This window comes from Candidatus Zixiibacteriota bacterium, assembly GCA_040756055.1.
Taxonomy (GTDB): Bacteria; Zixibacteria; MSB-5A5; order GN15; family FEB-12.
Genome location: JBFLZR010000009.1, coordinates 54611 through 78744, shown reverse-complemented (window position 1 = coordinate 78744; position 24134 = coordinate 54611). Strand labels below are relative to the sequence as shown.

Here is a 24134-nt window from a genome sequence, read left to right as displayed (position 1 = left end):
TGAAGAGACTAAGTCAATTTAAAACAGACAACTATTTCAAGCCGGTCATCTGTCTGAAGTGGTGATGTAAGAGTCGTGTGACGGGTCCGGTGGATATCCGGTGTGACTTGCGATCTGCTACAATCAGCGAGACCCCGACGACCAGCTTGAGAGAACTGGAGATGAAAACTTCATCAGCGCTCAGCAGCGTGCGCAGCTTGCAGTTTCTCTCCTCGATAGGCAGCCCGAGAATTCGAGCCTGCTGGATAACAATACCTCGCGTTACGCCTTCGAGACACCCCGAGCCTATCGGCGGGGTGAAGATGCGTCCTCGTTTGACCCAGTAGATATTGGCGGAGGTAACCTCGGCCACGTTGTTATTCTCGTTCAGAAGCAGGGCGTCGTCACAGCCTCTGGCCCTGGCCTGCTTCAGGGCGGCGGCGTGGATCGCGTACGATATTGTTTTTATGACCCGGAAAATCGACCTGTGATCCACCTTGAATTCCGACACATGCAGCTTGAAAGGACGATTCGGCATTTCGTGAGGGGAAGCGCTCAGCACGACTTTCGGCGGCCCCTGCACGCCCACCCATCGGGCCGATTCTCCGCTGGTTACCGTCAAGCGGAGTTTCTTTATGTGGTCGGGGTGTAGTGACAGGGTTTTGGACATCCACTGCCTGAGGCGCGGCTCTTCCACCGGTAACGTCAGACCTATCACCGAAGCCCCTTTGTAGAGTCGTCTGAGATGCTCGGTTTCGAAAATGATTTTGTCGTCTACCGCCAGGAATGTCTCGAACAAACCCTCGGCATACAGCAGGGCATTGTCAAAAACCGATATCTTGTCCTGACCTCGTTTGACGATGCGGCCATTGATGGTCGTTAGTGTCCTCAGCGGTCGCTCACTCATTGGTATCGGATGTCTCCCAAAAAATTCCGTTATAATATTGCGTTCCATTATAAGAACCTCAAATGATACTGTCAGCCTTTTTTTACGCTTACGCAAACCGATTGACTTTGACGTCCGATTAGTGTAGATACGCACCATGGATGCCCTCAAGCTTGTTGCCGTACTGGCCGCCATCGTAATCGCTTTGCGCAAGAAGGTGCCGGTGGGCATAACCCTCTTCGGAGCGGGTGTCGTAACCGCTCTGCTGTATGGCCTGAATCTGCTGGTGCTGCTCAATGGATACTGGGAGCTCATAAAGTCCGAGCGTTTTATTTCCCTGACAGCCATAGTGGTCTCCATTACTATCCTTGGCGCTCTGCTTAAAGAACTTGGATACCTGACCAAGCTCACCGCAGCCTGCCGAAGGCTTCCGGGAGGGGGCCGCACTGCTGCAACTGTTCTCCCGACGCTCGTTGGTCTGATGCCGATGCCCGGCGGATCGCTTTTGTCGGCGCCTCTGGTGGACAACGTTCTGGCCGAGGGTAAACATTCGCCCGAATTTAAGCTGATCACCAACTATTGGTTTCGTCACATTGCCGAGTTTTGCTGGCCGATATATCCGGGACTTATCTTGACCGAGGCTTTGACCGGGATGCCGATATATAAAGTCTCGCTGCTTCAAATGCCCATGACATTTGTGATGGCCTCGGTTGGCCTGATTTTTATCACCCGCAAGATAGAGTTGGCCGGGTCCGATTCGGTTGATACAATCAAGGCGCTTGGCGGCATAGCTGGAGCGATTTGGCCAATCGCCCTGGCAATCGGACTTTATGCTATATTCAAGCTGGAACTGGCTATTGCCGTAGTTGTGGCGCTCGTACTGGTTTCTCTTCTTACGAGACCCGAAACAGCCAGGTTGAAAGCCGCCTTTAAGGAAGGGATCTCTATCAAGCTCGTTTTTCTGGTGTTCGGAATCCTGTCATTCCAAACCTCACTGGAACTCACGGGGGCAATTAAGTCAATTCCAACTATAGCTTCGTCACTCAACCTGCCGGCCGAACTCGTAATTTTCCTTGTGTGCTTCGCCGCCGGTATGCTGACCGGCATGGTGGCCGCCTACGTGGGGCTTGGATATACACTTCTGGCGAGCTATCTATACCAGCCACAGATAGTCCCTTCGCACATCTTTCTGGCTTACATCTCCGGCTTTCTGGGTATAATCCTGTCGCCGACTCACCTTTGTCTGATTCTTACCAATGAGTATTTTGGCAGCGATCTGCTGAAAGTCTATCGGAAATTCACGGTCCCTGTTCTTATCGTATTTGCCATCGGTCTTATCATTTACATAAGTCCATGGCCTGAAATGTTTTAGTTGCTGTTTCTCGCCAGGGGGGATTACTACCTGCCTCGAATTGCTAAAAAAAAGTCGTTGACCAATTCACAAAAAAAGTTAACTTGTTATAAGCCAAATATATAGAGAAGGCATATTTACTGGAGGCGTTGGAACTTTATCCGGGTTGAAGGGTATTAGAAATAAGCGTTCAGGTGATAGGATTTCCGGTGATTAAGGAAACAGAAAAAGATATCGATTTCGCTCTTATAAAGGCTGTCCAGAACGGCGACATGGTTGCTTTCAATCAGCTTGTGGATCGATACAAAGACAGGCTCATGAACGTTATCGGGCGCATGTTGTCATCGGTTGAAGAAGCCCAGGATATTGTTCAGGAGACCTTTGTTCGTGTTTACCAGCACCGGCAGTCGTTCAACTTTCAGCACTGTTTCTCAACCTGGATATACACCATTGCCCTTAACCTGGCGCGCAATGAACTCCGAAAGAGAAAGAAATTCAAATTCTTTGACATTACTGAAATGAAAGGGAACGAGACTGATTTTGCGGTGGAGATGAAATTGCCGAGTCGCCTTCCACAGGCGCTCTCAAGCGCGATAAAGGATCTCCCTGAGAAATACCGCGTGGCATTTATCCTCCGCGACATCCAGGAGCTTCCTTATGAAGAGGTTGCCAAGATGCTCAGTGTTCCGCTGGGAACGGTCAAGTCCCGCGTTAACCGCGCTCGCATGATGTTGCGAGACAAACTACAGCCCAAACTGGAGGGTTATGATGCGTTGTCGAAAAGTGCGCTCTTACCTGTCGGCCTATTGTAGTGATGAGTTGGATGGGCGGCGCAGGTTGGCTGTGAGTGAACACCTTTCGACCTGCTCGGCCTGTCGCAAAGAAGAGGCCTTTTATAAATCATTGCTCGATGTCAGGTCAGAAATTCCGCAGTTTAAGGTTTCCGATGATTTTAACGCCAAACTCCTCAACCGAGTTGCCCAGGAGAGGTTCGCCCAGACCCGCACGGAGGCCTACCTGCCCAAGACCGCTCCAAGAGTAACCTGGGGGCAGTTGGTTCCGGTCGTTGCGACCGCCTGCCTGGTTCTGTTCATTTCCATCGTCGCCATCTCACCCGAAATCAAGCAGGGGGTGGGGCTCACGAGTTCCTCGACCAGGGAGCTCGACGATTCCTATCTCACGGTGCAGCCCGTAAACAACCCCAACCTGGCGGTGCCGATGCATCGCGGATGGTCGCTCAATGATGAGTTGGCGCGGGTGGAACGTGTTAACACGCTGACCAGTTCGATGACTTCCGCAAACAGTTTCGAACCGGTCTCCGGTATGAGGCAGGTAACCTCTCAGACCGCCTACCATGCTCCTTACGTACCTGACTATTTCCGTGTACGGCCGGTGATCCGCGTATATGGACTGCCCGCAGGCTCTTCAGTCCAGGAGGGCGCGAAGGTTTACTAAAATGCTACCTAACGTTTATGGCAAGGCCGCCGGAAAGTATGTGCTTATAGCTTTTTGGGCGGTCTTTTTTTCTTCAACTGTTATCGCCCAGGAATATTCTCTGACCCGCTTCGAAAGCGGGCTCAGTGATCTCGTATATCGCCTGTCAACTTCTATCGTTGCCATAGAGTCTTCCTACCCGGCGGCTTCGGTTCCCGGTGTGGATGCTCAACCGGGAAGGGAAACCGTTTATAATGTCATCGCGACCGGGATTGTCTATGACACCCTCGGCCATATACTCGCCGTGGCTTCATCAGTGGCCAATAGACCCTTGATTCGGATCCTGTATGAGGACAAAGAGGTTGAGGCAACAGTGGAAGCAGTGGATTACCAGAGCGGGTTGGCCATGCTCAAATCTTCCAAACCGGTTGGTCAACCGGTGCGGTTGTCACGTGAACTCGGTTGCGCCGGACAAATGGTAGTCGCCCTCGGTAATGCCTATGGCCTGCGCGCCGCCCCCTCGCTGGGATTTTGCGCCGGGGTGCGGCCCGATGGCGTCATGCAATTCACGGCGCCGATAACTTCCGGTACGCTCGGGGGCGGTGTGTTCGATCTCTCCGGCGATTTGATCGGTATAGTCGTTGGCGGCATGGGACAGAGCGGCCTCGACGGCATGGGACTCGCCGTGCCGGCGTTTGAGATACACGAAGTAGCCGATGTGCTCATAAACCAGGGAGATCGCTACGCGGGCTACCTGGGACTGACAACCGCGGAGATTGAAATCTTTCCGCCTCTCGAGATCCGGGGGACCAATCAACTGGCAAGCTCTCAATCGCCCGACATCCTGATCGAGCGTGGTCTTGTGGTCACCAGGGTTGTTCCCACCTCACCGGCGGCGAGAGCCGGGCTCAAAAAGGGCGACCTGCTGTTTAGTGTCAATCGGCTTGGTATGCCATCAGCGACCCTTCTGGCGAGTATGGTCAAGCAGTCCGCCGTGGGAACCGAAATTGAGTTCGGCGTTCTAAGACAGAACCATCCCTACTGGATTACCGCGAAGATAGGTACCACGAAGACTCTAAGCAATGCGCTATACTCCGACGATGCCGAACGGCTGCCGCAGTCGTTGAGAGACTCACTGCTCAGTGAAATCAACGTCCTCAAAGAGAGCATTCGCCTGCTTGAAAAGCGGCTTGAGCAGCTGCGCTAACAAGTTTTACGTTGCCATTTCTTCCTCGTTTCCTTTAACTTACCCCCATGAATCAGTCGGCAGATATCGGGGCGCTGACCCACAGGTTAGACCTGTTTTCACCCGATCGCCATCCCGCTGAAAGAGCCCTGGCGCTGTATGCTGCCAGTATAACTTTCGCGGAAGATGGCGTTATGGCGAAGGCCATCGAGCGCGGCCAGCATTACGGTTTGCGGCGTTCATCGTTCTACGAAATCGTACTGCAGTCGTACCTGTTTCTTGGCTTTCCCAGGATGTTGACCGCGGTCGAAACACTTCATCGCCTTTTGCCGGCGAATAACAGCGCTGACGGCTGCGGACCAATTACCACGCAGGAATCCAAGCAGTGGTTCAACGAGGGGTCCGAGTTGTATAAAAAAGTGTATGGGCCGAATAATCTCAGACTGATGGACCGCGTGTCTGCTATGGCGCCCGAAGTGTTTCGCTGGATGATTATCGAAGGATACGGGAAGGTGTTGTCCAGGCCAAACGTAGACATCATCTCCCGAGAACTGGCGATTATGGCCTTTTTGATGATGGAAAACAGAGAAAAACAGCTTCATTCGCACATCCGTGGAGCGCTCAACGTCGGAGCACCCCCGGAATTGGTTACCTCGGTGATTGATGATATCGGGCCCGCCGCCGGTAACGGTTACGGCGCGGCAAAACGGATCATTGGTCAGTTGAAGACATGAAAATTCGTCGATGGATTAAAGTCTCACTCATTGCCGCGCTGAGCCTCGCCGTTCTTTTCGCGGGAGGCTACCTGTACCTGTTCAAGCTGGGTGGCATCGAGAGAATTATCAACGCGAAACTGGATGCTGTCGTTGGTCAGAAGTACAATCTTGATGTCTCCGTCGGAAAAGTAAAAGGCAGCTTCTTGTCAGGTCTGCTGGTGGAAGACGTAACGGTGTACTACGACGATGCCTCTCGGCGCTACCAGTTGTTGCACATTCCACGCCTGGTTACGTCGTACGCCCTTGCCAATCTGTGGGACAGTAAATTCATCTTCGATTATCTGACAGTCGATTCCGCCGAACTGGTTCTGCTAAGAGACACCAGCGGGCATTGGATCATACCGAACTTTTCTCCGAAGAACACCGCCGCCGCGAAACCGCCGAACCTGGCGCCGCCATTTTCCATAGGTCGATTAAGTCTTAATAGCCTTACGGTCAAACTGATCAAGCCGGATGACACCCTGACCTTTGATGATATATTCATATCGCTGGCGCTCAAAGGAGAGGAGGATACTTACTCTGTCGATGTTGAGCAGTTCGAGTTCACATCCAACCGTCAAAAACTCGGACTGGATGCCGCCGGCGGCAAGGTGACCTTCGCCGACAACAAGCTTCTTTTCAAAGACATCGTCTTCATATTCGGAGACCTGAGAATCAGAATTGACGGCAACATGAATTTTGAAAACGTTCCCTCAGGCGTTGTCTCCTTTGCCGCGGATAACGTCAATCTCGCCGATGTGGCTACGTTTATCGGACCGAAGCTGAAAGGAACGGTCGATGTTAACGGTACGGTTGAATTCGCCGGGGACGATCTGCGTGGCTCGGTTGATATTGGCGGCCAGTTTCTTTTCATGTCGCTTGACAACCTGTTCGTGGATTTCTCGCTGGCTGACAAATTCCTTCAGTTCGATACCCTCTATGGCACCATTTTTGGCGATTGCGGGATAGATGGTAATGGTTATATCGATTTCAACGGTCCGGTTGAAACTTATAACCTGCAAGCCGACATCAGGCAGTTCAATCTGAACAATCTCATCGCGAACACTTTCGAGTCGGATCTCAACGGACATATTATCATGTACGGCGAATCCTTCAAACGCGCTGACCTTGTCCTCGATCTTCGTACCCGCCTGTATGAATCGTCGTTCGACGACTATCCCATCCAGCGGGGGAGCGGGGATATGGTGATCACCACCGATTCCATCATCTTCCTTGATTCTTTCAGAGTGGACTATTTCGAAAATATCTTCTACGCCAACGGCAAAGTTGAATATTCCGGTGATATGGACCTTGCTGTCACCGCCGATTTGAAAAACCTGGATCGCTACAAAGGGAAGTTGTTTATCGACCAGCCGGGAGGAAGAGGTCGTGCCGAGGCAACCCTCACCGGTAACACTTCCGATCCCGATCTCAAGGGTTACTTCATGTCCGACTCGGTCTGGATATATGGTTTGTTCAGCGACAGCCTGTTCGCTGCTGTCGATATCGAACGTTTTCTATCGCGCAAACTCGGTTCGGTTGATATTGATTTTTATCGGGGCACTGTATATGATATGCCGTTTGACACGGGGTATGCCCTGATTAGAATTGACTCCAATCTTGTTTTTTTCGACACCGCCAGCATAAACAATCCTTACACGCGGCTCTATTCGATGGGACTTTACGACTACGAGGCTCAACCGGGACTTATGACGGTAGACACCCTCATACTGGACCTTTTCGGGCAGAGATTCTACAACCGCGCGGGGATGCAAGTCCAGGTTGATTCGCTCGGTTTTAACATCCTTCAGGCCGCGATCGGCAACAACGGCGCCTGGCTATCGGCAAACGGCAGGGCGAATTATGATGAAACGATGGATCTTCAACTGCTGCTTAACGACATACCGATGAAACCCTGGAAAAACCTGTTTGCCGAAAGCCTTATGGTTGATGGTCTGTTGTCGTGCGAAGCTTCTATAACCGGGTCAGTCATGCAACCCGAGTTTATCCTGAATGCGCAAACGGATTCGCTGGTATACGAGGACTTGCTTCTGGGAGATGTTGCCACGAGTCTTGTATATGGGGATCGCCTACTAAATATTGTCAACTTCCAGTTGCTGTCCGGCTACGGAGACTACCGGGCGGAGGGTTCTTTTTATGTCGATCTCGCCTTCACGGCGGATTCCCTGGAACGGTTTCCGAACCTGCCGATGAATATCTCCATAGCTGCCGTCGACAGCCGGTTCGATCTCGTCACCCTGCTTCAGCCGTCGGTCGAACAGCTCGAAGGAGACTTCTTCGCCGACTTCGTTCTTTCCGGGACGCCGCTGAATCCCCATCTTGAGGGAGGAGCTTTCATGGTGGACGCGCGGCTGAAATACTTCGACCTCGAGGATTGGCTGCGCAGCGATTCGGTCGGTGTCAGAATGAACGACAACCGGATTATTATCGACGGGATGGAGGCCTATGTTATGGACAACGAGGAGAAAAAATCGGTTTTTGCCGAAGGTACCATCACGGTCAAGTCTCTCGACAGTTTGTATTACGATCTCGATGTTGTCATTCCTGAAGAGTTTACTTTCCGCTATGAACTCGATGACATAGAGGGTAGTTTCGAGGGCAAACTACACGTCGAAGGCGACAGTCCGCCGCTCGTGACCGGGAACATTCAGCTTTTGTCAATGAACTACTTGGTCGATTTTGCGGAGCCGGACCAGGGTTCACCGATAATGACCGCGCTCTCGGGACAGAACACGTGGAATCTGGCCGTCGACATAAACATAATCTCGAACTACTGGATAAAAAACGAAGATATCGACGCTGAGTTTGCCGGCGAGATTACCATGCTGCGCGAGTCCGGCATATACAGCTTCATAGGCGAAATGGAGATATTGCGCGGAAGAGGCTTTCTGTTCGACAAGACTTTTACAATCGAACCCGGCAGCCGCGTAGTCTTCGAGGGCGGCGACACCTTCAATCCCAGTCTCGATATCACCGCCTATACGCGCGTGGCCGGCAGCCGGGGGGGAGCCGAAGAACAAAACCAGGTCGAACAACTTGAGCTTGGCATCCATGTGACCGGCACCCTCGAGGAGCCGGAAATAAACCCGACAGAGGATTCCGATGTCAACTCCCGCGAAGATATTCTCCCGCTTCTGGTGGCCAACGTTTATAGCGGTGAGGCGGGGGCCACGGCCAGCGGAGGTATTGAAAGACGCATGACTGATTTGCTTTCGGCGCAAGTGTCCCGAATCGGCTCAAGGCAATTGCGTCACCTGGGCGTTGAGACCTTCGAAATCGACCCGAGCTATTCGGGCGAGCTCGACCCGCTCGATACCAGGGTGACCCTGGGATTTTACACCTCACCGAATCTGTATCTCTACGGTCGTTCCGCGCTCTCCGGCCAGAGCCGACAGGAGGTCGGTTTCGAATACCGATTCAACCGATCGGTGTTACTCGAAGGTTTGCGGGACGAGGATGAGCTATACCACATGAACCTCAAGCTGTACTGGGAATTCTAGTGAATCGACTGACAGTATTGTTGCTGCTCGTGTTTATAACCCTCCCGGGTCTGTGTGCCGCAAAGCCTCTTGATAAAGTCACTCTGCGCTGGGCGAGGAATAAGCCGATAATCGATTCTATCGTGATCGAAGGCAACTCGTATCTCAGTGATTCCAGAATAAGAAATAGGATGTACTCCAAGGTTCGGACTCTGTTTGATGTCCTCACAGGGGAGAGGCGCAGCCGCATACAGAGGGAAACACTGGGCAGGGATACACTCGAAATCAAATACCTTTATTATATCAATGGATTCCTCGGAGTTCAGGTGGATGAGACTTTCGAAATACTGAAACCCGACTCCACCGCCCTGGTGAGAGTCGCTATCAATGAAGGAAATCAGTTTTTCTATGGCTCAACTTCAGTTACCGGGACCTATCCTGGTGGTTTTGACTTCCGTTTCTCGAAAATCCATCAGAAACTTAAATCGGGCGAGCCTGTCGACCCGATACAAATAAATCAGGTCGTCTTCGATATGAAGACTATCCTGGCCAACAACGGCTATCCGTACGCGAGAGTAGACTTTGAAATCGATACGTTGACCACCCGACCGATTACCCCCGTGAATTTCGTCGTGGAGGCTGATTCCCTGGTTCACTTTGGGGATGTCACTGTCGAAGGCTCTGAGATATACCCCGAGTTCGTAGCCAGACGTGAACTTACTTTGAAGTCCGGAGACGTTTACCGGCGTAAGGCAATTCTGGATTCGCAGCGCCGACTGTTTGAATCGGGATATTTCAGCTATCTGCAGTTGACTCAGGCGGAAAACAGCGGGGACCGATCCCGCCCGGATTTCCAGCTCAAAGTGAGAGAGCGCAAGCCATATTATGTATCTGTCAAGACCGGTGCCGGTCAATCGGAACTGCGCGACCTGATCTGGGATCTATCGCTCGGCCTGGGGAAACGCAACTTCATCGGAACACGCCGTCTGAATTTCCAATCCGACTACTCTTTCGGCCTCGGACAGGAATCAAGGCTGATCACGCACCGTTACTGGATTCGCTACACAGAGCCATGGTTTTTGGGCTTTCGAATGCCGGTCTCATTCACAGGACAGTATGAACCTCCTATAAGGTCGTCGGTCCAGGATTTCGTAATCAGTTCCTGGTCGGTTTCGGTGTCGACTGTCAAGTGGTTCGGTGACAAAGTGAAAACCACGGCAGGACTGGAGTACAACGAGGTCGAGCTCTCCGACATCCCGGCCGGAACCGAGCAACTGATAAAGGAGGAAGAAGGTATCTCCGCCAGGCGGAAGCTCTATGCCACGTACCGGCGAGACAGTCGTGACAACATTTTCATCCCGCGAAGAGGTTCGCTCAGCGATATCTCGGGCGAATTTTTCGGCGGTTTTCTCGGTGGAGATGACGATTTTTACAAGCTTGAAGCAAGCTGGGGAAGATACCAGGTGGTCTGGCCCGGCTGGATATCCGCCACGCGCATCAAAGGAGGATACGCCACCGCCTTCGGTCAATCGAGCGCAGTCCCGGCTGAGGAGCGCCTCTATCTCGGCGGCGCCAGTACCATCAGAGGGTTCAGAGAAAACTCCCTCGGACCGTTATTTGAGGATGGATCGGTGGAAGGTGCCAGGATTACGGCTATATTTAACCAGGAATTCAGATGGAGGACCATCCAGTTTCTACAGGCTTTGCCGGGTATCGGGGGATTTTTCGAGACGCTGCCGCTGTATCAGTCGGTCTTTTTCGATATGGGCAATGGCTTCAGGCAGGATACTGAAATGAAATTCTCCAATCTGGCATACAGTTATGGTACTGGTTTTCAGATAATGTCACCAGCCGGCCCTATCCGGATCGACTACGCCCGAAGAATAAAGACCGACAAATATGACTTTGCCAGCCGCTGGCATTTTACTATATTATATGCCTTCTAATGAGTTAGATGCGCCGGAACAACTGAGTCCGGCAAATAGTTCGTATTGATATATAATGTAGTAAATCAAAAATCAGAGAAATAACATGAAGACCGTTTATCTTGATCACAATGCCACCACCCCCGTAGACCCGCTCGTGGTCGAAGCAATGCTTCCATATCTGAGTGCAAAGTTTGGTAACGCCAGTTCCGTGCACTCATTCGGACGGGAAGCCAAGGTGGCGCTGGAAAACGCCCGCGAACAAATCGCCGCGGTCATAAACTGCGATCCGACTGAACTCTATTTCACGTCGGGAGGCACTGAATCGGACAATATTGCCATTCTCGGGACGGCATTTAAAAATATTAAAGAAAAAGACCACATCATTGTCGGCGCCGCCGAGCATCACGCCGTGCTCGAACCGGCCGAATATCTCGCTCACCGGCACAACCTCAAGCTTGACTTTTTGCCGGTGGACCGCGAAGGCTTCTCCTCACCGGACCAACTACGACAAATCGTCAAGGACAGAACATCGATCGTTTCGGTAATGCACGCCAACAACGAAACCGGTACTATTCAGGATATCCGGCCAATGGCTGAAGTTGCCCACGAAAAAGGGAGCCTCTTTCATACCGATGCTGTTCAGTCGACAGGCAAAATCCCGGTGGATGTTCGTCAGATGGACGTAGACATGGCTTCGATTACCGCCCACAAGATTTACGGGCCCAAGGGAATCGGTGCCCTCTATATTCGCGCCGGCATTAAGGTGTTACCGCTGTTCTACGGCGGTTCACACGAGAGGAAGCGTCGGCCCGGAACCGAAAATGTCGCGGGGGCGGTCGGTTTCGCGAAGGCCCTTGAAATAGCCCTCGCCCGTCAGCAACAGGACTATAAAATGATGTCGGATCTGGCCGACTATTTCATCGACAAAGTGGTCGCGACTATTCCCGATATCGCGCTCAATGGCACCAGGCAAAACAGGGTCCCTCAGACGGTCAATATTTCGTTCAATGGCGTGGAAGGTGAGTCGATCGTTCTGGCGCTGGACCTTAAGGGAATCGCCTGTTCCTCCGGCTCCGCTTGTACCTCCGGAGCAACCGAACCCTCGCATGTGTTGAGAGCCATGGGGATCGAAAGTGTCATGGCCCAGGGGGCCATCCGCTTCTCTATCGGCAGATCCACGACGCGCGATGAAATCGACTACGTCCTCGGAGTTCTTCCTGATGTCATCGGCAAACTGCGCGAAATGTCTCCTGTTTATAGCAAACAATAGGCGCAATGAACAGGGAGCGAATCTTACGGGTCGCTCAGCGACCCTTTTCTTTGGTTATGAACCATGAGTGAAAAAGTACTGGTGGCAATGTCCGGTGGAGTGGATTCGTCCGTAGCGGCCCTGATTCTGAAGGAACAGGGCTTCGATGTCGTTGGGGCCCACATGAAGCTCTGGGACTATGTCGATGTGGGCGGCGATATTTACAAGGACGGTCGGTGCTGTACCATCGATTCTATTACCGATTGCCGCATGGTCTGTGATTCAATTGGCGCCCCGTTCTATGTCCTGAATATGTCCGAGCAGTTCCGGGAAAAAGTAATCAAGGATTTCGTAAATGAATACCGGGCCGGCAGAACTCCGAATCCGTGCGTGCGTTGTAACACCGAAGTAAAATGGAACGAGTTTCTTCGCAAGGCAAAGCAGGTAGGGTGCGACTTTATCGCCACCGGCCACTACTCCTTCGTCGAACAAAGTGAGAGCGGCCGCTACCGGATTCGCAAAGGCGTCGATGAATCACGCGATCAGTCATATGTGCTGTGGGGAATCAGTCAGGAGGCTCTGTCCAAAACGCTTATGCCGCTCGGTGGAATGCTGAAATCCCAGGTCCGTGAGATTGCGTCAAAGTATAACCTCCGCACAGCCAACAAAGTCGAATCCCGCGAGATATGCTTTGTTGCCGACGACGACTATCACCGCTTCTTGACCGAGTATGATGCCAAAGAAGGTATTGAGCATGCCCCGGGAGATATTGTTCATGAAGACGGAACCGTGCTGGGCAAACACAAGGGGACACCTTTCTACACTATTGGCCAGCGCCGGGGGCTCGGGGTTGCCTACCCGACCCCGCTGTATGTCCAGAAGATTGACGTCGATAGTAACCGCATCTTAGTCGGCGATGATAGTGGGCTTTACGAACGCGAATTGACGGCAGCGAATGTCAACTGGGTAAGCATTGCCCCACCGGCAGAGGAACTTCGCGTCGAAGTAAAAATTCGTTATCAGCACAAGGCCGCTCCGGCAACTTTGATTCCCTTGTCGGACCGCCAGGTGAAAGTCGTCTTCGACCGGAAGCAGCGCGCCATAACCCCCGGCCAGTCAGTGGTTTTCTACGACGGCGATGTTCTTCTGGGCGGTGGGATCATCGCTTAGCGGTTGGCTCCTCAGGATACTTAATTGAAATTACCGCTCGTGAATATCAATATTGACATGTAGCTCCAGGAAGACTTATTTAAATACTGACTTATTAGAGCGGCTTGACTGTGTGTTGGTAGCATATAGTACGTTGCCTCTTCCTGCAGGCCCCCTACAGAAGGACAGATTAGATGACTCTAGGACTCTATTGGTGATGTAAAGTATCATTAGAATCTGTTCAGCACGTAACCGACTTTGCAGATCAACAGATTATGCGCTCGTGCTAACAGAATATATCCTAACGCATTGAGGAGGAAGGCTAATGCTGTTTATCATTGAGCCCATCAGCGGTAAGGGACCGAACAAACCCTGCCCGTTCGATTGCATAAGGCTGTTTGTTATCCAGCCGCCCGAATGACAAAAAAAATCGAGCGATTTCGATTTTACGCGCAGGCAAAAACACGGTCGTAACTTCTCGACCGTGTTTCACTTTGGTCATCCTGTAGGACATTCGGTAACACAGCGCCGGATCGCTAGACGTGAAGGGTCGCGATGATTCGGCTCTAAACTTCAATATTGACAGTCGGGACAAAAAAGCTATATTAGTTAAGTATCCTATTTGGAACAACTTAACTTGACGGCGATAGAAGCAGCACCTCGGCTTCTCTTGACAAGTCCCTCACAGGAACAAAAAGTCTCGTGAAAGCGTCCCAGTTTAACATTTTTGCCGATCTCGATAATGGCAACCGGATCCTCTTTAACAGTGTCACGGGTGCCATGGCTGAGCTTGACCCGAACTCCTATTCGCAGGTCTCCGCCGTTCTAAAGAATCCCCTGGGCGAATCTGCCGAGAATAACCTCGCTCTCAGACAGCAGTTGGTTTATGGCGGATTCCTTATTGAAGATGATGTCCATGAATTGGCGCAGCAGAAAATGTATTATAATCGTGGCCGCTTCGGAAAAGACCTTCTTACCCTCGCCATTGCTCCTACCCTCGATTGCAATCTAACCTGCGATTTATGCTACGGACGACAACACAAGATGAAGATGCGGCCACCGGTCGAGAAATTTTTGGTCTCGTTTCTGGACAAGACCATCAGGAAAGCCGAGAAGATACATGTTACCTGGTTCGGTGGTGAGCCGCTTCTCGAAATCGATACCATCGAGCGAATCCAGAGACATCTTGCCGACAAAGCTGCCGGGTATGGAATCGAACTTTTTGCTTCAACGATCATCACCAACGGCGCTCTTTTGGATAAAACCATGGCGCTGCGCCTCAATGAAGCGGGCGTCCACACCGCTCAGGTCACTTTGAATGGGCCGCGGGAAGCGCACGATAAAACAAGGAAATTGTCTGAGGTGAACGGTTCGTTTGACCGGATAGTCTTCAACCTCTCGCAGGTCGCCGGAATTCTCGACACGATTGTGAGAATAAATGTCGCCGCAAGCGATGTCGAGGGTATGAACGACGTTCTTGATTCACTTGCGCAGGCTGATGTACTCGGCAGGGTGCGCCTTCTCGTTGCACCGAGCCGTGTTAAAACAGAGATCTGCGCTGACGCAATCGGTCGATGCCGTCAGAGTGATTCAGAGCTCAAAAACCACCTGAATATCTATCGAAATGTAACGGGAAGAAGCGGTCTGAAGTTTGACTTTCCGTATTTACTTGCCGAGCCCTCATGTCCGACTGACTCCGACAGTTCTTTTATAATAGCCCCAAGCGGTTACATCTTTAAATGCTGGCAGGATGTGTCTGCGAGGGTAGATCAGTCGGTGGATTCCATTTTTTACAGGCCGGTGGATGAATTCCAGCATCGGAATATGCTCCAATATACGACGCTCGACCCGTTGGAAAGTAACAGCTGTAAATCATGCGCTATTCTCCCCGTCTGCGCTGGAGGGTGCGCTATCGATATCCGCGAACAAACAGAGAGTCTGTCAGGAAAGTGCAAATTCTTCAGTGAAAACCTGCAGGATTTGCTTGAGCTACGACACCTTTATGTAACACGCCGGGAGGCTACATAGCGCCATCAATTGTTCAAATCAATAATGGCGGCGTCGTGCCTTCAGCGTGAAACACATGAGGAGGAGAGGCAATGATATTCATCATCGGACCGTCAAGCGGTAAAGGCCCCAACGGCCCCAACTGCCCAACGGATTGTGCCTTGCTGTGCGGGACATATTGTCCAACGCTCTGCAAGCCGGTTATCTATCCGATCATTGGAATTATGCTTCCGCCGGACGACTAAAGATCGGATGTCCGAGACCGTTTGAGGTGAATGCGGTGGGATTTCTCCTGCCGCATTCACCGCTGTGTGTACTGCATCATTGAGAATGGAAAACCATGGCAGAAGTACAAAAATATCGCTCTGTCGGATGGGGTATAACTGACCGCTGCAACCTTTCCTGTCCGCACTGTTATAGTTCGGCGGTGAAAGTATCCGACGGCGAACTTACGACCGACGAATGCCGACACATTATAGACTACCTGAGTCAGATAGAAGTCGAGACTATCGGTTGGACGGGTGGCGAACCCTTCATCAGAAAAGACCTGGAAGACCTGATCGCGTACGCCTATGATCAAGGCATAAAATCGGGAATAACGACTAATGGCATACCACTCACCGCGAAGCGTGTCGAAAACCTCAAGAAACTGCATCTGAGCTCGCTGCAGATCAGCCTCGATGGCTCCACCCCCGAAAGAAACCACAATATCAGGCTCGCCAGCGCCAAAGAATTTCACATGGTTATCGATGGCATCAAGAGAAGTCTCGATGCCGGACTTCCCGTCTATCTGGCCATGATAATCTCCCGCGCCAGCATGGATGACGTGCTTGACTATGTCGATATGGCAAGGGAACTCGGCGTGAAGACAATCCGATATTGCTGTTTCGTGCCGCACGGAGGGGGGACGGATGACGAGATCAGCCGGAAAATGTCTTTCGGCGACCGGCTCGAAGACCTCGCTCTGCTGATGGAAAAACTTGTCGTTTTGGATAATCCCCGCGTCTTGCCCGATGTTGCCTTTGGACCGCTACCTCCAGCCTACGATTTCCACAAATGCAAAGCCGGTTCGGAGGCATTCTACATATCATCCAAGGGCGATGTTTACCCGTGCACCAGCCTGCTTTTTGACCGGTTCATCGTAGGCAATGTCCGACAGAAAAGTCTGGCTGACATCCTGACTGATCCCAAGATGACCGAGATAGCCCGTTATCCCCGTGAGACTATCGATGGTCACTGCCGCGAATGCCCCTATTTTAAAGTCTGTCGCGGCGCTTGCCGCGGTGCGGTATACGCGCACACCGGCGACCTCAACGCTTCCTTCCCGACCTGCCTCTTTCGGACAATCAATAAGTAGCTCCTCGTTGTCGCCGAATAACTTAGACATGACTGCCAACAACTGATTTGAGCCGATACGGACCAAAATATCGTTGACCTGCCTAATTTCAGCCCCAATATTACTAAACCATCGATCTGCTAACAAATAGTCAAGGAGTTTGATATGCCTCAAGTACGATTTCTGGGTCATTCATGTGTGACCATCACCGAGGGCAAGCATAAGCTCATTATCGATCCGTTTCTAAGTGACAATCCAAAAGCCGCGACAAAAGCGGCCGACGTTGACGTGAATTATGTCCTGCTGACGCACGGTCACGGCGACCATGTCGGGGATGCCATCGCCATTGCCAAACGCAACAATGCTACTATCATCGCCAACTTCGAACTGGCCAACCTGTGTTCGAGCCAGGGAGCCCAGATTCACCCGATGCACATCGGCGGTTCACACAAGTTTGACTTCGGAAGAGTGAAACTGACCATCGCCCACCACGGTGGAGGATATGGTCCTGACGCCTCCCGCTATACCGGCCCTGCCTGCGGTTTCCTTGTCACCATCGGCGGCGCCACCATCTATCATCCCGGGGATACAGGCCTGTTCTACGATATGAAGTTGATAGGTGAGATGAACCGCATCGACCTCGCCTTCCTGCCGATCGGTGACAACTTCACCATGGGGATTGATGACGCCGTGAAGGCGGTGGAATTCCTTCAACCCGGTAAAGTCGTCCCAATACACTATAATACTTGGGATATTATCGCCGAGGACCCCAAGCGCTTCGCCGACAAAGTATCGGGCGCGGAAGTTGTCATTTTGAAACCGGGTGATGCTCTGACGCTATAGATTCCCGTGTAGACTTGAGACACGACCAGAGGGGGCCAAAGCCCCCTTTCGATTTTAATTGCCAGCGGACCGATTTCTTATTAGAATTTTGGGCCTGTTGTAAGCGGAAGGAATATAAAGGAATATGAAAAGACTCACGAGAATACTGGGCTGGATCGCCGGCGTTGTTATCATTTTACTCCTGCTGGCCATCGTTGGTTTATGGCTGTTTTTCCCCATAGAAAAGGCGAAAGAATTCGCGATTGAAAAAGGCAGCGCGCAGCTCGGGCGCAATATTACCATAGACGATGCTCAGGTGTCATTCTGGGGCGGTATCGGCGTCAAGCTCGGCAATGTGGCGATCAGCAATCCGCCGGACATGGAAGATGGCTCGTTTCTCACGGCAGACAATGTGGATGTTAAACTGAGAATCCTGCCGCTATTTTCCGGAGATTTCAGGATTGACAAATTGGTTGTAAATCGCCCCCGGATTTCGATGCGCAAGGAAGCCGATGGTTCCAATAATTATACGTTCGAAAGCCTGGAGAAAAAAGCGCCACCCGAACTGGTTCAAAAGGCTACGCCGGAAACCAAGGCTGCCGCGGCGGCTGTCACGTTCGACAGACTGGAAATCAACGAGGGATACCTGAGCTATGTCGATGACAGCTCTGCCAGTTCCTTCGACCTCAGAGGTCTCGATCTTTCAACATCGCTAAAAGCACCCAGAAAAAATTACTATGAATCTTCAGGCGTTATTGCCATAGATTCGCTTCTGGTAGCGGGTGAGAAACCACTACCCGTACTGAGCGTCAAGCTGGACTACCACGCCGCCTACGACCTTGACCAGAAGCAGCTCACCTTCGATGAGACGGGACTTGAGCTGAATGCTCTCAAGTTTACTCTCGAGGGCACGGCGTCGGATCCTGCGGGCGATCTTAAGAGCAAGGTCAACCTGAAATCTCAAAAAATCAAAGTCGCCGACCTGCTGAACCTTCTGCCCGAGAAACAACTCGAAATGACGAAAGATATCAAGGTCGATGGCGACTTCTCACTCGATCTTGATGTTGAATACGATACGGCAAATACCGATACGCTGACTTACTTCGGAACCGCGATCATAACCTCCATGAATCTGTCCCATAGCGAGGTCCCCGGCAAATTCCGCTTCAGCAAAGCGCTGATAGACTTCAAAAATGACAACCTTCGCTTTACCATCGAAGATGGCTATTTCGATGATAAACCGCTGAAAGGCCACCTGGTCGTTGAGAATTTTGAGGATCCGGTTGTTAACGGGGAACTCGCGGGTAATTTCAACCTCGTATATTTGCAGCCTTTTCTTCCGGCGGAGGACGCTCACGAAATCGCCGGAGCCGCTGAGTTCAATATCAAGCTGTCAGGCAAGACCAATGACTTTACCCAAATGAATTTCTCCGGCGACCTGAAAGTCGTTGATGGAAAATACAATTCGAGTTTCATGCTCGAGCCGATCGAATCATTCAATCTCGATGTCTACTTTGACCGGGAACTGACAAGCGTCAAGAAACTCGATGCTCGCACGAGTTCCGGAAGCCTGGGCTTTACCGGACGACTCAACAAACTGGTGCCGTATTTGATGGCCGACTCAACGGCCCGCCCCGGTATTACCCCGACTATAGACGGAGTTCTCGATGGCCGGTTGAATCTCGATGTCGTTAACTCGCTGTTGCCCCCCAAAGGCAATCCCCACCTGGAGGGGGATCTGGCCTTGAACCTCAAACTGGCCGGTGTCCTGGCTGACTACGAAAAACTTCAGCCTTCCGGCACTGTAACTATCAAAAACGCATCCTATTCCGATTCGCTGCTTCCGGAACCGCTCAGGCATTTCGAGGCCGATCTTAAAGTTGCCCCCGACACAATAACAGTGGTTAATATGACGGCGCAGTTTGTTTCAAGTGACGCCTCATTTTCGGGCAAGCTCATCAACCCGTTTCCTTACCTGTTGCCTCTGAAAACTATCGACCGCAGTAACGTAACCAAGCCGCTGTTTTTGTTCAAGTTGACCTCACATCGCTTCGACGCCGACAAACTCTTTCCTGAGGCCGTTCCGGGATCCGGTGAGACCATGGCGACGGCTTCAATGGACTCAGTGTCGACAATTATTCTGCCCGATATCGATGGTCAGGGGACTTTCGAGGTTGACACCTTGATTTACAGCCGGGTGGAGTTTACGTCGCTCCAGGGCAAAATAAAAATCTATGATCGCAAGATAGAGTGCTATGATGCCACCGGTAAAGTTTATAGCGGCGATGTAGCGGGGAATACGACTATCGACCTCAATGATTTTGAAAATCCGCGTTATACCGGCGAGTTTCAGGCGACCAATGTTGAAGCCAATGATTTCGTCAGTCGCTTTACCAAATTCGGCGGCTTTCTCTATGGCAAGATCAATCTCGATGGTCAGTACGCCGCCGAAGGGTGGGAGCCGGAGGATTTCCTGAATTCCCTCACCATGAATTCCAATACTTCCATGCAGCAGGGGAAAGTGATCACCTCGGGTGAAGTCTACTCCGCCATAAACAGCCTTGCTTCGAAGGCCGGGCAGTCGTTTGATAAGGAACAACCCCTGCGCAGTCTGGCAACCAAAGTCATCGTCAAGGATGGCAAGGTTGGCGTGGATAAGCTCAAAACGCAGCTGGGAAGCATGGGTGAGGTTGAGCTGGATGGCTACTACTCATTTGACGGAGATATAGACTACACCGGCACCATTCTGCTGTCGAAAGAATGGTCACAAAAGCTGGTCTCGTCGGGCGGACTACTTGGAAACGTAGCCGGCTTGCTTTCCGACAAGAGTGTTGATAGAATCAAACTTCCGATTGGCTTCGGAGGCACGCTCGACAAGCCGGCGGTGGCCATTGATTACTCCGCGCTCGGGAAAAATCTTCAGGACAATTTGAAAGGCGAAGCTCAGAACGTCCTCGATAATCTCCTGAAAAAGAAAAAATAAGAGGAAGACAGGGGATCCCGGCGACGCCGGCTCATCTTCTATGTAAAGTCCAGCATGACGTGGCTTGTCGAACAACTCGGTATTCTGTCAAAGATTTTCTTCTATCTAATTCAGGTCGTACACTGGACCATACTGATCTCGGTATTGGCCTATGTACTTGCCATGATTTTAGGGCTCGTCTTCGGAGTTGCCCGTATCTCCCGCAACCGTACTATACGAACTCTGGCGGGAACCTATATAAACGTGCTTCGCGGTGTGCCCCTGCTGGTTCTCATCTTCTTTTTCTATTTTGGGCTGGGCAAGGTCGTGAACATGGATAGATTCGTTGCCGGCGTTCTGGCGGTCGGCGTATGCTACGGCGCTTACATGGCCGAAATATTCCGCTCCGGTATCGAAGCTATCGATTACGGGCAGCACGAAGCCGCCATGTCGCTGGGGATGACGCGATGGCAGACTCTGCGGCACATTATCCTGCCCCAGTCGTTTCGAATTGTCGTTGCCCCTGCCGCGAACGAATTTATCGCCTGCTTGAAGGATTCATCGCTCGTCTCCATTATTGGCCTGAGAGAACTTACCAGAGCCGGTAGGGAATACACCAGCCAGTACTTTCTTGATTTCCACACCTGGCTGGTGGTAGGCGCCATTTATCTCATCATGACACTCACGCTGACAAGGCTCGTCAAGCGTCTCGAGAAGAAATTTGCCATCCATGGCTACGGAGCGAGTCGTAATGATCATTGAAGTCAAAAACGTAACCTGTCGATTTGGCGATACTGTCGCGCTGAACAATCTCAGTCTCAATGTTTCACCGGGCGAGGTGGTCGTTATCCTCGGACCATCAGGTTCGGGCAAATCAACCCTGCTGCGCTGCCTGAACGGTCTGGAAGAGATTCAAACGGGCGATATCAATGTCGATGGCTTCCTGATTGACAAAAATCACCACCAGATGCACCAGATCCGGCTCGAGGTTGGTATGGTTTTCCAGCACTTCAACCTGTTTCCCCATCTTTCCGTACTTGACAACGTCTGCCTGGCGCAGCGTGTGGTCCGTAAACGGTCAAAGGATGAGGCCGTCAGAGTATCGGCGGAACTGCTCGGCAAGGTCGGATTGAGAGAGAAGGTGGACGCGTATCCGGGGCAGTTGTCCGGCGGACAGAAACAGAGGGTGGCCATCGCACGCGCCCTGGCGATGAATCCCAAGATTATGCTTTTCGATGAGGTAACATCCGCTCTGGACCCCGAGATGATAGGCGAGGTGCTCGAGGTTATGAAACAACTGGCCAAAGAAGGTATGACCATGCTCGTCGTTACCCACGAGATCGGCTTCGCCAGAGAGGTAGCCGACCGCATAATTTTTATGGATGACGGTCGGATAATAGAAGAGGGAACCCCTCAGGAATTCTTCGTGAAACCCAAGAACCAGAGAACAAAAGATTTTCTCGCCAAAGTCCTGTAGGCGGACCTCGATTGTTCGAACAAATGTTACCATTCCCACGTTTCTTGTAATAACGATTGACGAATAGCGTTACACTAAGTAGTTGCCCTGTTATGAACAGATCACATTGCGTCGGACATATTGTAAAAGTCGGCTTGGTTTCTGCCCTGCTGTCGGCTGCTTTATCGGTGCCGGTTCTCGCTCAGGAGCCGTCGGGCAAATATACCGAGCGCGCTCAGTCATTGGTGAATGCGATGAGCAGTCAGAGCGAAAACCAGTTCTGGCTTTATCTTGATTCTTCGGCTGTCGAGTCGTCTCCCGTGACGCTTACTGAGCGAGCCCGTAAGCGAAGGGCAAAAGTTGACCCGGTTAATTTACTGATCGACCGGCGGGATTATCCGGTCCGTCAATCGGTCATACAGCAGATACAAAGCACCGGGGTGTCAGTAAAGCGCGTATCCCGCTGGCTCAAGGCTGTGGCAATTGAGACGGATGCCAATCGGCTGGCGAAAGCGGCCTCGTTGCCGTTCGTCCGACAAGTGGATCCGGTCAGAACCCTTGTAACTGATATCGGAGATGAAGTTGCCTCAGCCAAACCGGTGGCTCGATCACTTGAGGCAATCGATTTCGACTACGGCCCATCGCTCTTCCAGACCGAATTTATCAACGCCCTGAAGCTGCACCAGGCCGGACTTACCGGAGAAGGAGTTACTATTGCCTTCTTTGACGGAGGTTTTGACCCCTCTCACGAAGCGTTTGACTCGACGAGCATAATTGCCACCTACGACTTTATCAATGATGATGTCGCTGTCGATGAACCGGAGTGCCCGTCTTCGTTTTCCACCGACCAGACTTTTCACGGTACGGCTACTCTGTCTGTTGTCGGTGGCTATACCCCGGGGACTCTCATCGGTGTGGCGCACGATGCTGATTTCGTTCTGGCCAAAACCGAAATCACCTGTAACGGCACCGAAGTGAAAATGGAAGAATACAATTGGATTGCGGCTGCCGAATGGGCCGACTCGATCGGCGTCGACATCATCAACTCTTCCTTGGGTTATAACGAGTTTCAAGACAGCGGCAGCTATACTTTTGAGGATCTCGACGGCAATACGACATTGATTACAATCGCGGCCGATATAGCTGCCTCGAAAAACATCCTGGTCGTCAACTCTGCCGGGAACGAACGCAATAACACCTGGGGACACATAATCGCTCCCGCCGATGGCGACTCGGTGCTGGCTGTGGGAGCCGCGAATCCCGATTCAACTCTGGCTTCCTTTTCATCGCCCGGCCCGACGGCCGATGGGCGCATTAAACCCGATATAACAGCACTCGGTGTGAGTGTTGTTGCGGCCAGCCACGTCGGCGGTTTTACCCTGGTCAACGGTACTTCGTTCTCCGCACCCCTCACCGCTGGCGGAGCAGCGCTGGCACTGCAGCGCGATCCAACGCTAACTGCAGCGGAGTTGGTGGAACGCATTAAACTGACAGGCAGTAAGAGCGCTATTCCCGATAACGATTTCGGTTATGGCCTATTCAATGCCGCCCGAACAGCTAACCTGTTTGTTGATTTCAGCTTACCCGATATCATTGAGGTCGGGCGCGACCAAACTCAGACCTTCGATTTTACCAGCAGCGGTTGGACTGATGATGTCCCGTCCTTTACGGGAATAAATCTGCCGGGCTGGGTAATTCTGACCGATAACGGCGATGGTACCGGCTCACTTGAGGTCAGCGGCGAACTGGCAGATGTTCCCTCGGTCGAGATCGGCCTGATTGCCTCACTTTTGGATTTCTCTGATACGTCATTCTTCACTATTCAAGTGTACGGCACCTTTACTGACCCGGTAACAGCCGGGCCAAATCCCTTTATCGATCAAGTCTCCATCTTTGTCGGGCCCGAAGCGGGTAATATCCAGTCTATTTCGTTTTTCAACAGTTCCGGAGAAAAAGTGTGGGAAAAAGTCAATAATTTCTCCGTAAATGCCGATGCACTAAGTGTATTGGTAGAACATTGGGATGGCCGCAATCAAAGTGGTAAGGTTGTGGCAGCCGGCGTCTACATCGTGGTGATCAACACAGACCGGCAAACATACCGTGTTAAGTTGTTGAAGGCGAACTAAACAAAAAT

17 protein-coding genes are annotated in these 24134 nt (G+C 51.7%); 16 read left to right on the top strand and 1 reads right to left on the bottom strand.

Features of this window, described 5'->3' with window-relative positions; genetic code table 11:
- Window positions 1-31: 31 nt before the first annotated feature.
- The gene (locus AB1483_13655) at window positions 32-886 is read right to left on the bottom strand and encodes an aminotransferase class IV (GenBank protein ID MEW6413496.1); all 855 of its coding nucleotides are present in this window, start codon (window positions 884-886) and stop codon (window positions 32-34) included.
- 136 nt (window positions 887-1022) lie between these two features.
- Between AB1483_13655 and AB1483_13650 the strand changes: the two genes are divergently transcribed.
- From AB1483_13650 to AB1483_13575, 16 genes are all read left to right on the top strand, one after another.
- Window positions 1023-2237 (top strand): DUF401 family protein, encoded by a 1215-nt coding sequence (locus AB1483_13650; GenBank protein ID MEW6413495.1) that lies wholly within the window; start codon window positions 1023-1025, stop codon window positions 2235-2237.
- Between the two features lie 188 nt (window positions 2238-2425).
- On the top strand, window positions 2426-3028 hold the full coding sequence (locus AB1483_13645; GenBank protein MEW6413494.1) for a sigma-70 family RNA polymerase sigma factor: 603 nt from the start codon (window positions 2426-2428) through the stop codon (window positions 3026-3028).
- A gap of 31 nt (window positions 3029-3059) precedes the next feature.
- Window positions 3060-3671 carry a hypothetical protein gene (locus AB1483_13640; GenBank protein ID MEW6413493.1) on the top strand — a complete coding sequence of 204 codons (612 nt, stop codon included), beginning with the start codon at window positions 3060-3062 and terminating at the stop codon, window positions 3669-3671.
- 1 nt (window position 3672) lies between these two features.
- Window positions 3673-4857 carry a S1C family serine protease gene (locus AB1483_13635; GenBank protein ID MEW6413492.1) on the top strand — a complete coding sequence of 395 codons (1185 nt, stop codon included), beginning with the start codon at window positions 3673-3675 and terminating at the stop codon, window positions 4855-4857.
- A 47-nt stretch (window positions 4858-4904) separates the two neighbouring features.
- The gene (locus tag AB1483_13630; GenBank protein MEW6413491.1) at window positions 4905-5570 is read left to right on the top strand and encodes a hypothetical protein; all 666 of its coding nucleotides are present in this window, start codon (window positions 4905-4907) and stop codon (window positions 5568-5570) included.
- Window positions 5567-9112 carry a translocation/assembly module TamB domain-containing protein gene (locus AB1483_13625; GenBank protein ID MEW6413490.1) on the top strand — a complete coding sequence of 1182 codons (3546 nt, stop codon included), beginning with the start codon at window positions 5567-5569 and terminating at the stop codon, window positions 9110-9112. Before AB1483_13630 ends, AB1483_13625 begins: the two co-directional genes overlap by 4 nt.
- Window positions 9112-11037 carry a BamA/TamA family outer membrane protein gene (locus AB1483_13620; GenBank protein ID MEW6413489.1) on the top strand — a complete coding sequence of 642 codons (1926 nt, stop codon included), beginning with the start codon at window positions 9112-9114 and terminating at the stop codon, window positions 11035-11037. Before AB1483_13625 ends, AB1483_13620 begins: the two co-directional genes overlap by 1 nt.
- 85 nt (window positions 11038-11122) lie before the next feature.
- Window positions 11123-12289, top strand: a complete 1167-nt coding sequence (locus AB1483_13615) for a cysteine desulfurase family protein (protein ID MEW6413488.1) — start codon at window positions 11123-11125, stop codon at window positions 12287-12289.
- Between the two features lie 63 nt (window positions 12290-12352).
- Complete coding sequence (gene mnmA, locus AB1483_13610) at window positions 12353-13438, top strand: tRNA 2-thiouridine(34) synthase MnmA (GenBank protein MEW6413487.1); 1086 nt, start codon at window positions 12353-12355, stop codon at window positions 13436-13438.
- A 681-nt stretch (window positions 13439-14119) separates the two neighbouring features.
- Window positions 14120-15445, top strand: a complete 1326-nt coding sequence (locus tag AB1483_13605; GenBank protein ID MEW6413486.1) for a radical SAM protein — start codon at window positions 14120-14122, stop codon at window positions 15443-15445.
- 319 nt (window positions 15446-15764) lie between these two features.
- A complete protein-coding gene (locus AB1483_13600) occupies window positions 15765-16781 on the top strand; it encodes a radical SAM protein (GenBank protein ID MEW6413485.1) in 1017 nt (338 codons plus the stop codon).
- Between the two features lie 144 nt (window positions 16782-16925).
- Window positions 16926-17603, top strand: coding sequence for a metal-dependent hydrolase (locus AB1483_13595; GenBank protein ID MEW6413484.1), 678 nt, complete (start codon window positions 16926-16928; stop codon window positions 17601-17603).
- Window positions 17604-17727: 124 nt separating this feature from the next.
- Window positions 17728-20565, top strand: coding sequence for an AsmA family protein (locus AB1483_13590; GenBank protein ID MEW6413483.1), 2838 nt, complete (start codon window positions 17728-17730; stop codon window positions 20563-20565).
- Window positions 20566-20619: 54 nt separating this feature from the next.
- Window positions 20620-21306 carry an amino acid ABC transporter permease gene (locus AB1483_13585; protein MEW6413482.1) on the top strand — a complete coding sequence of 229 codons (687 nt, stop codon included), beginning with the start codon at window positions 20620-20622 and terminating at the stop codon, window positions 21304-21306.
- Window positions 21275-22021, top strand: coding sequence for an amino acid ABC transporter ATP-binding protein (locus AB1483_13580; protein MEW6413481.1), 747 nt, complete (start codon window positions 21275-21277; stop codon window positions 22019-22021). The genes AB1483_13585 and AB1483_13580 overlap by 32 nt, the downstream gene beginning before the upstream one ends.
- Window positions 22022-22113: 92 nt before the next feature.
- Window positions 22114-24126 (top strand): S8 family peptidase, encoded by a 2013-nt coding sequence (locus AB1483_13575; GenBank protein MEW6413480.1) that lies wholly within the window; start codon window positions 22114-22116, stop codon window positions 24124-24126.
- Window positions 24127-24134: the final 8 nt, after the last annotated feature.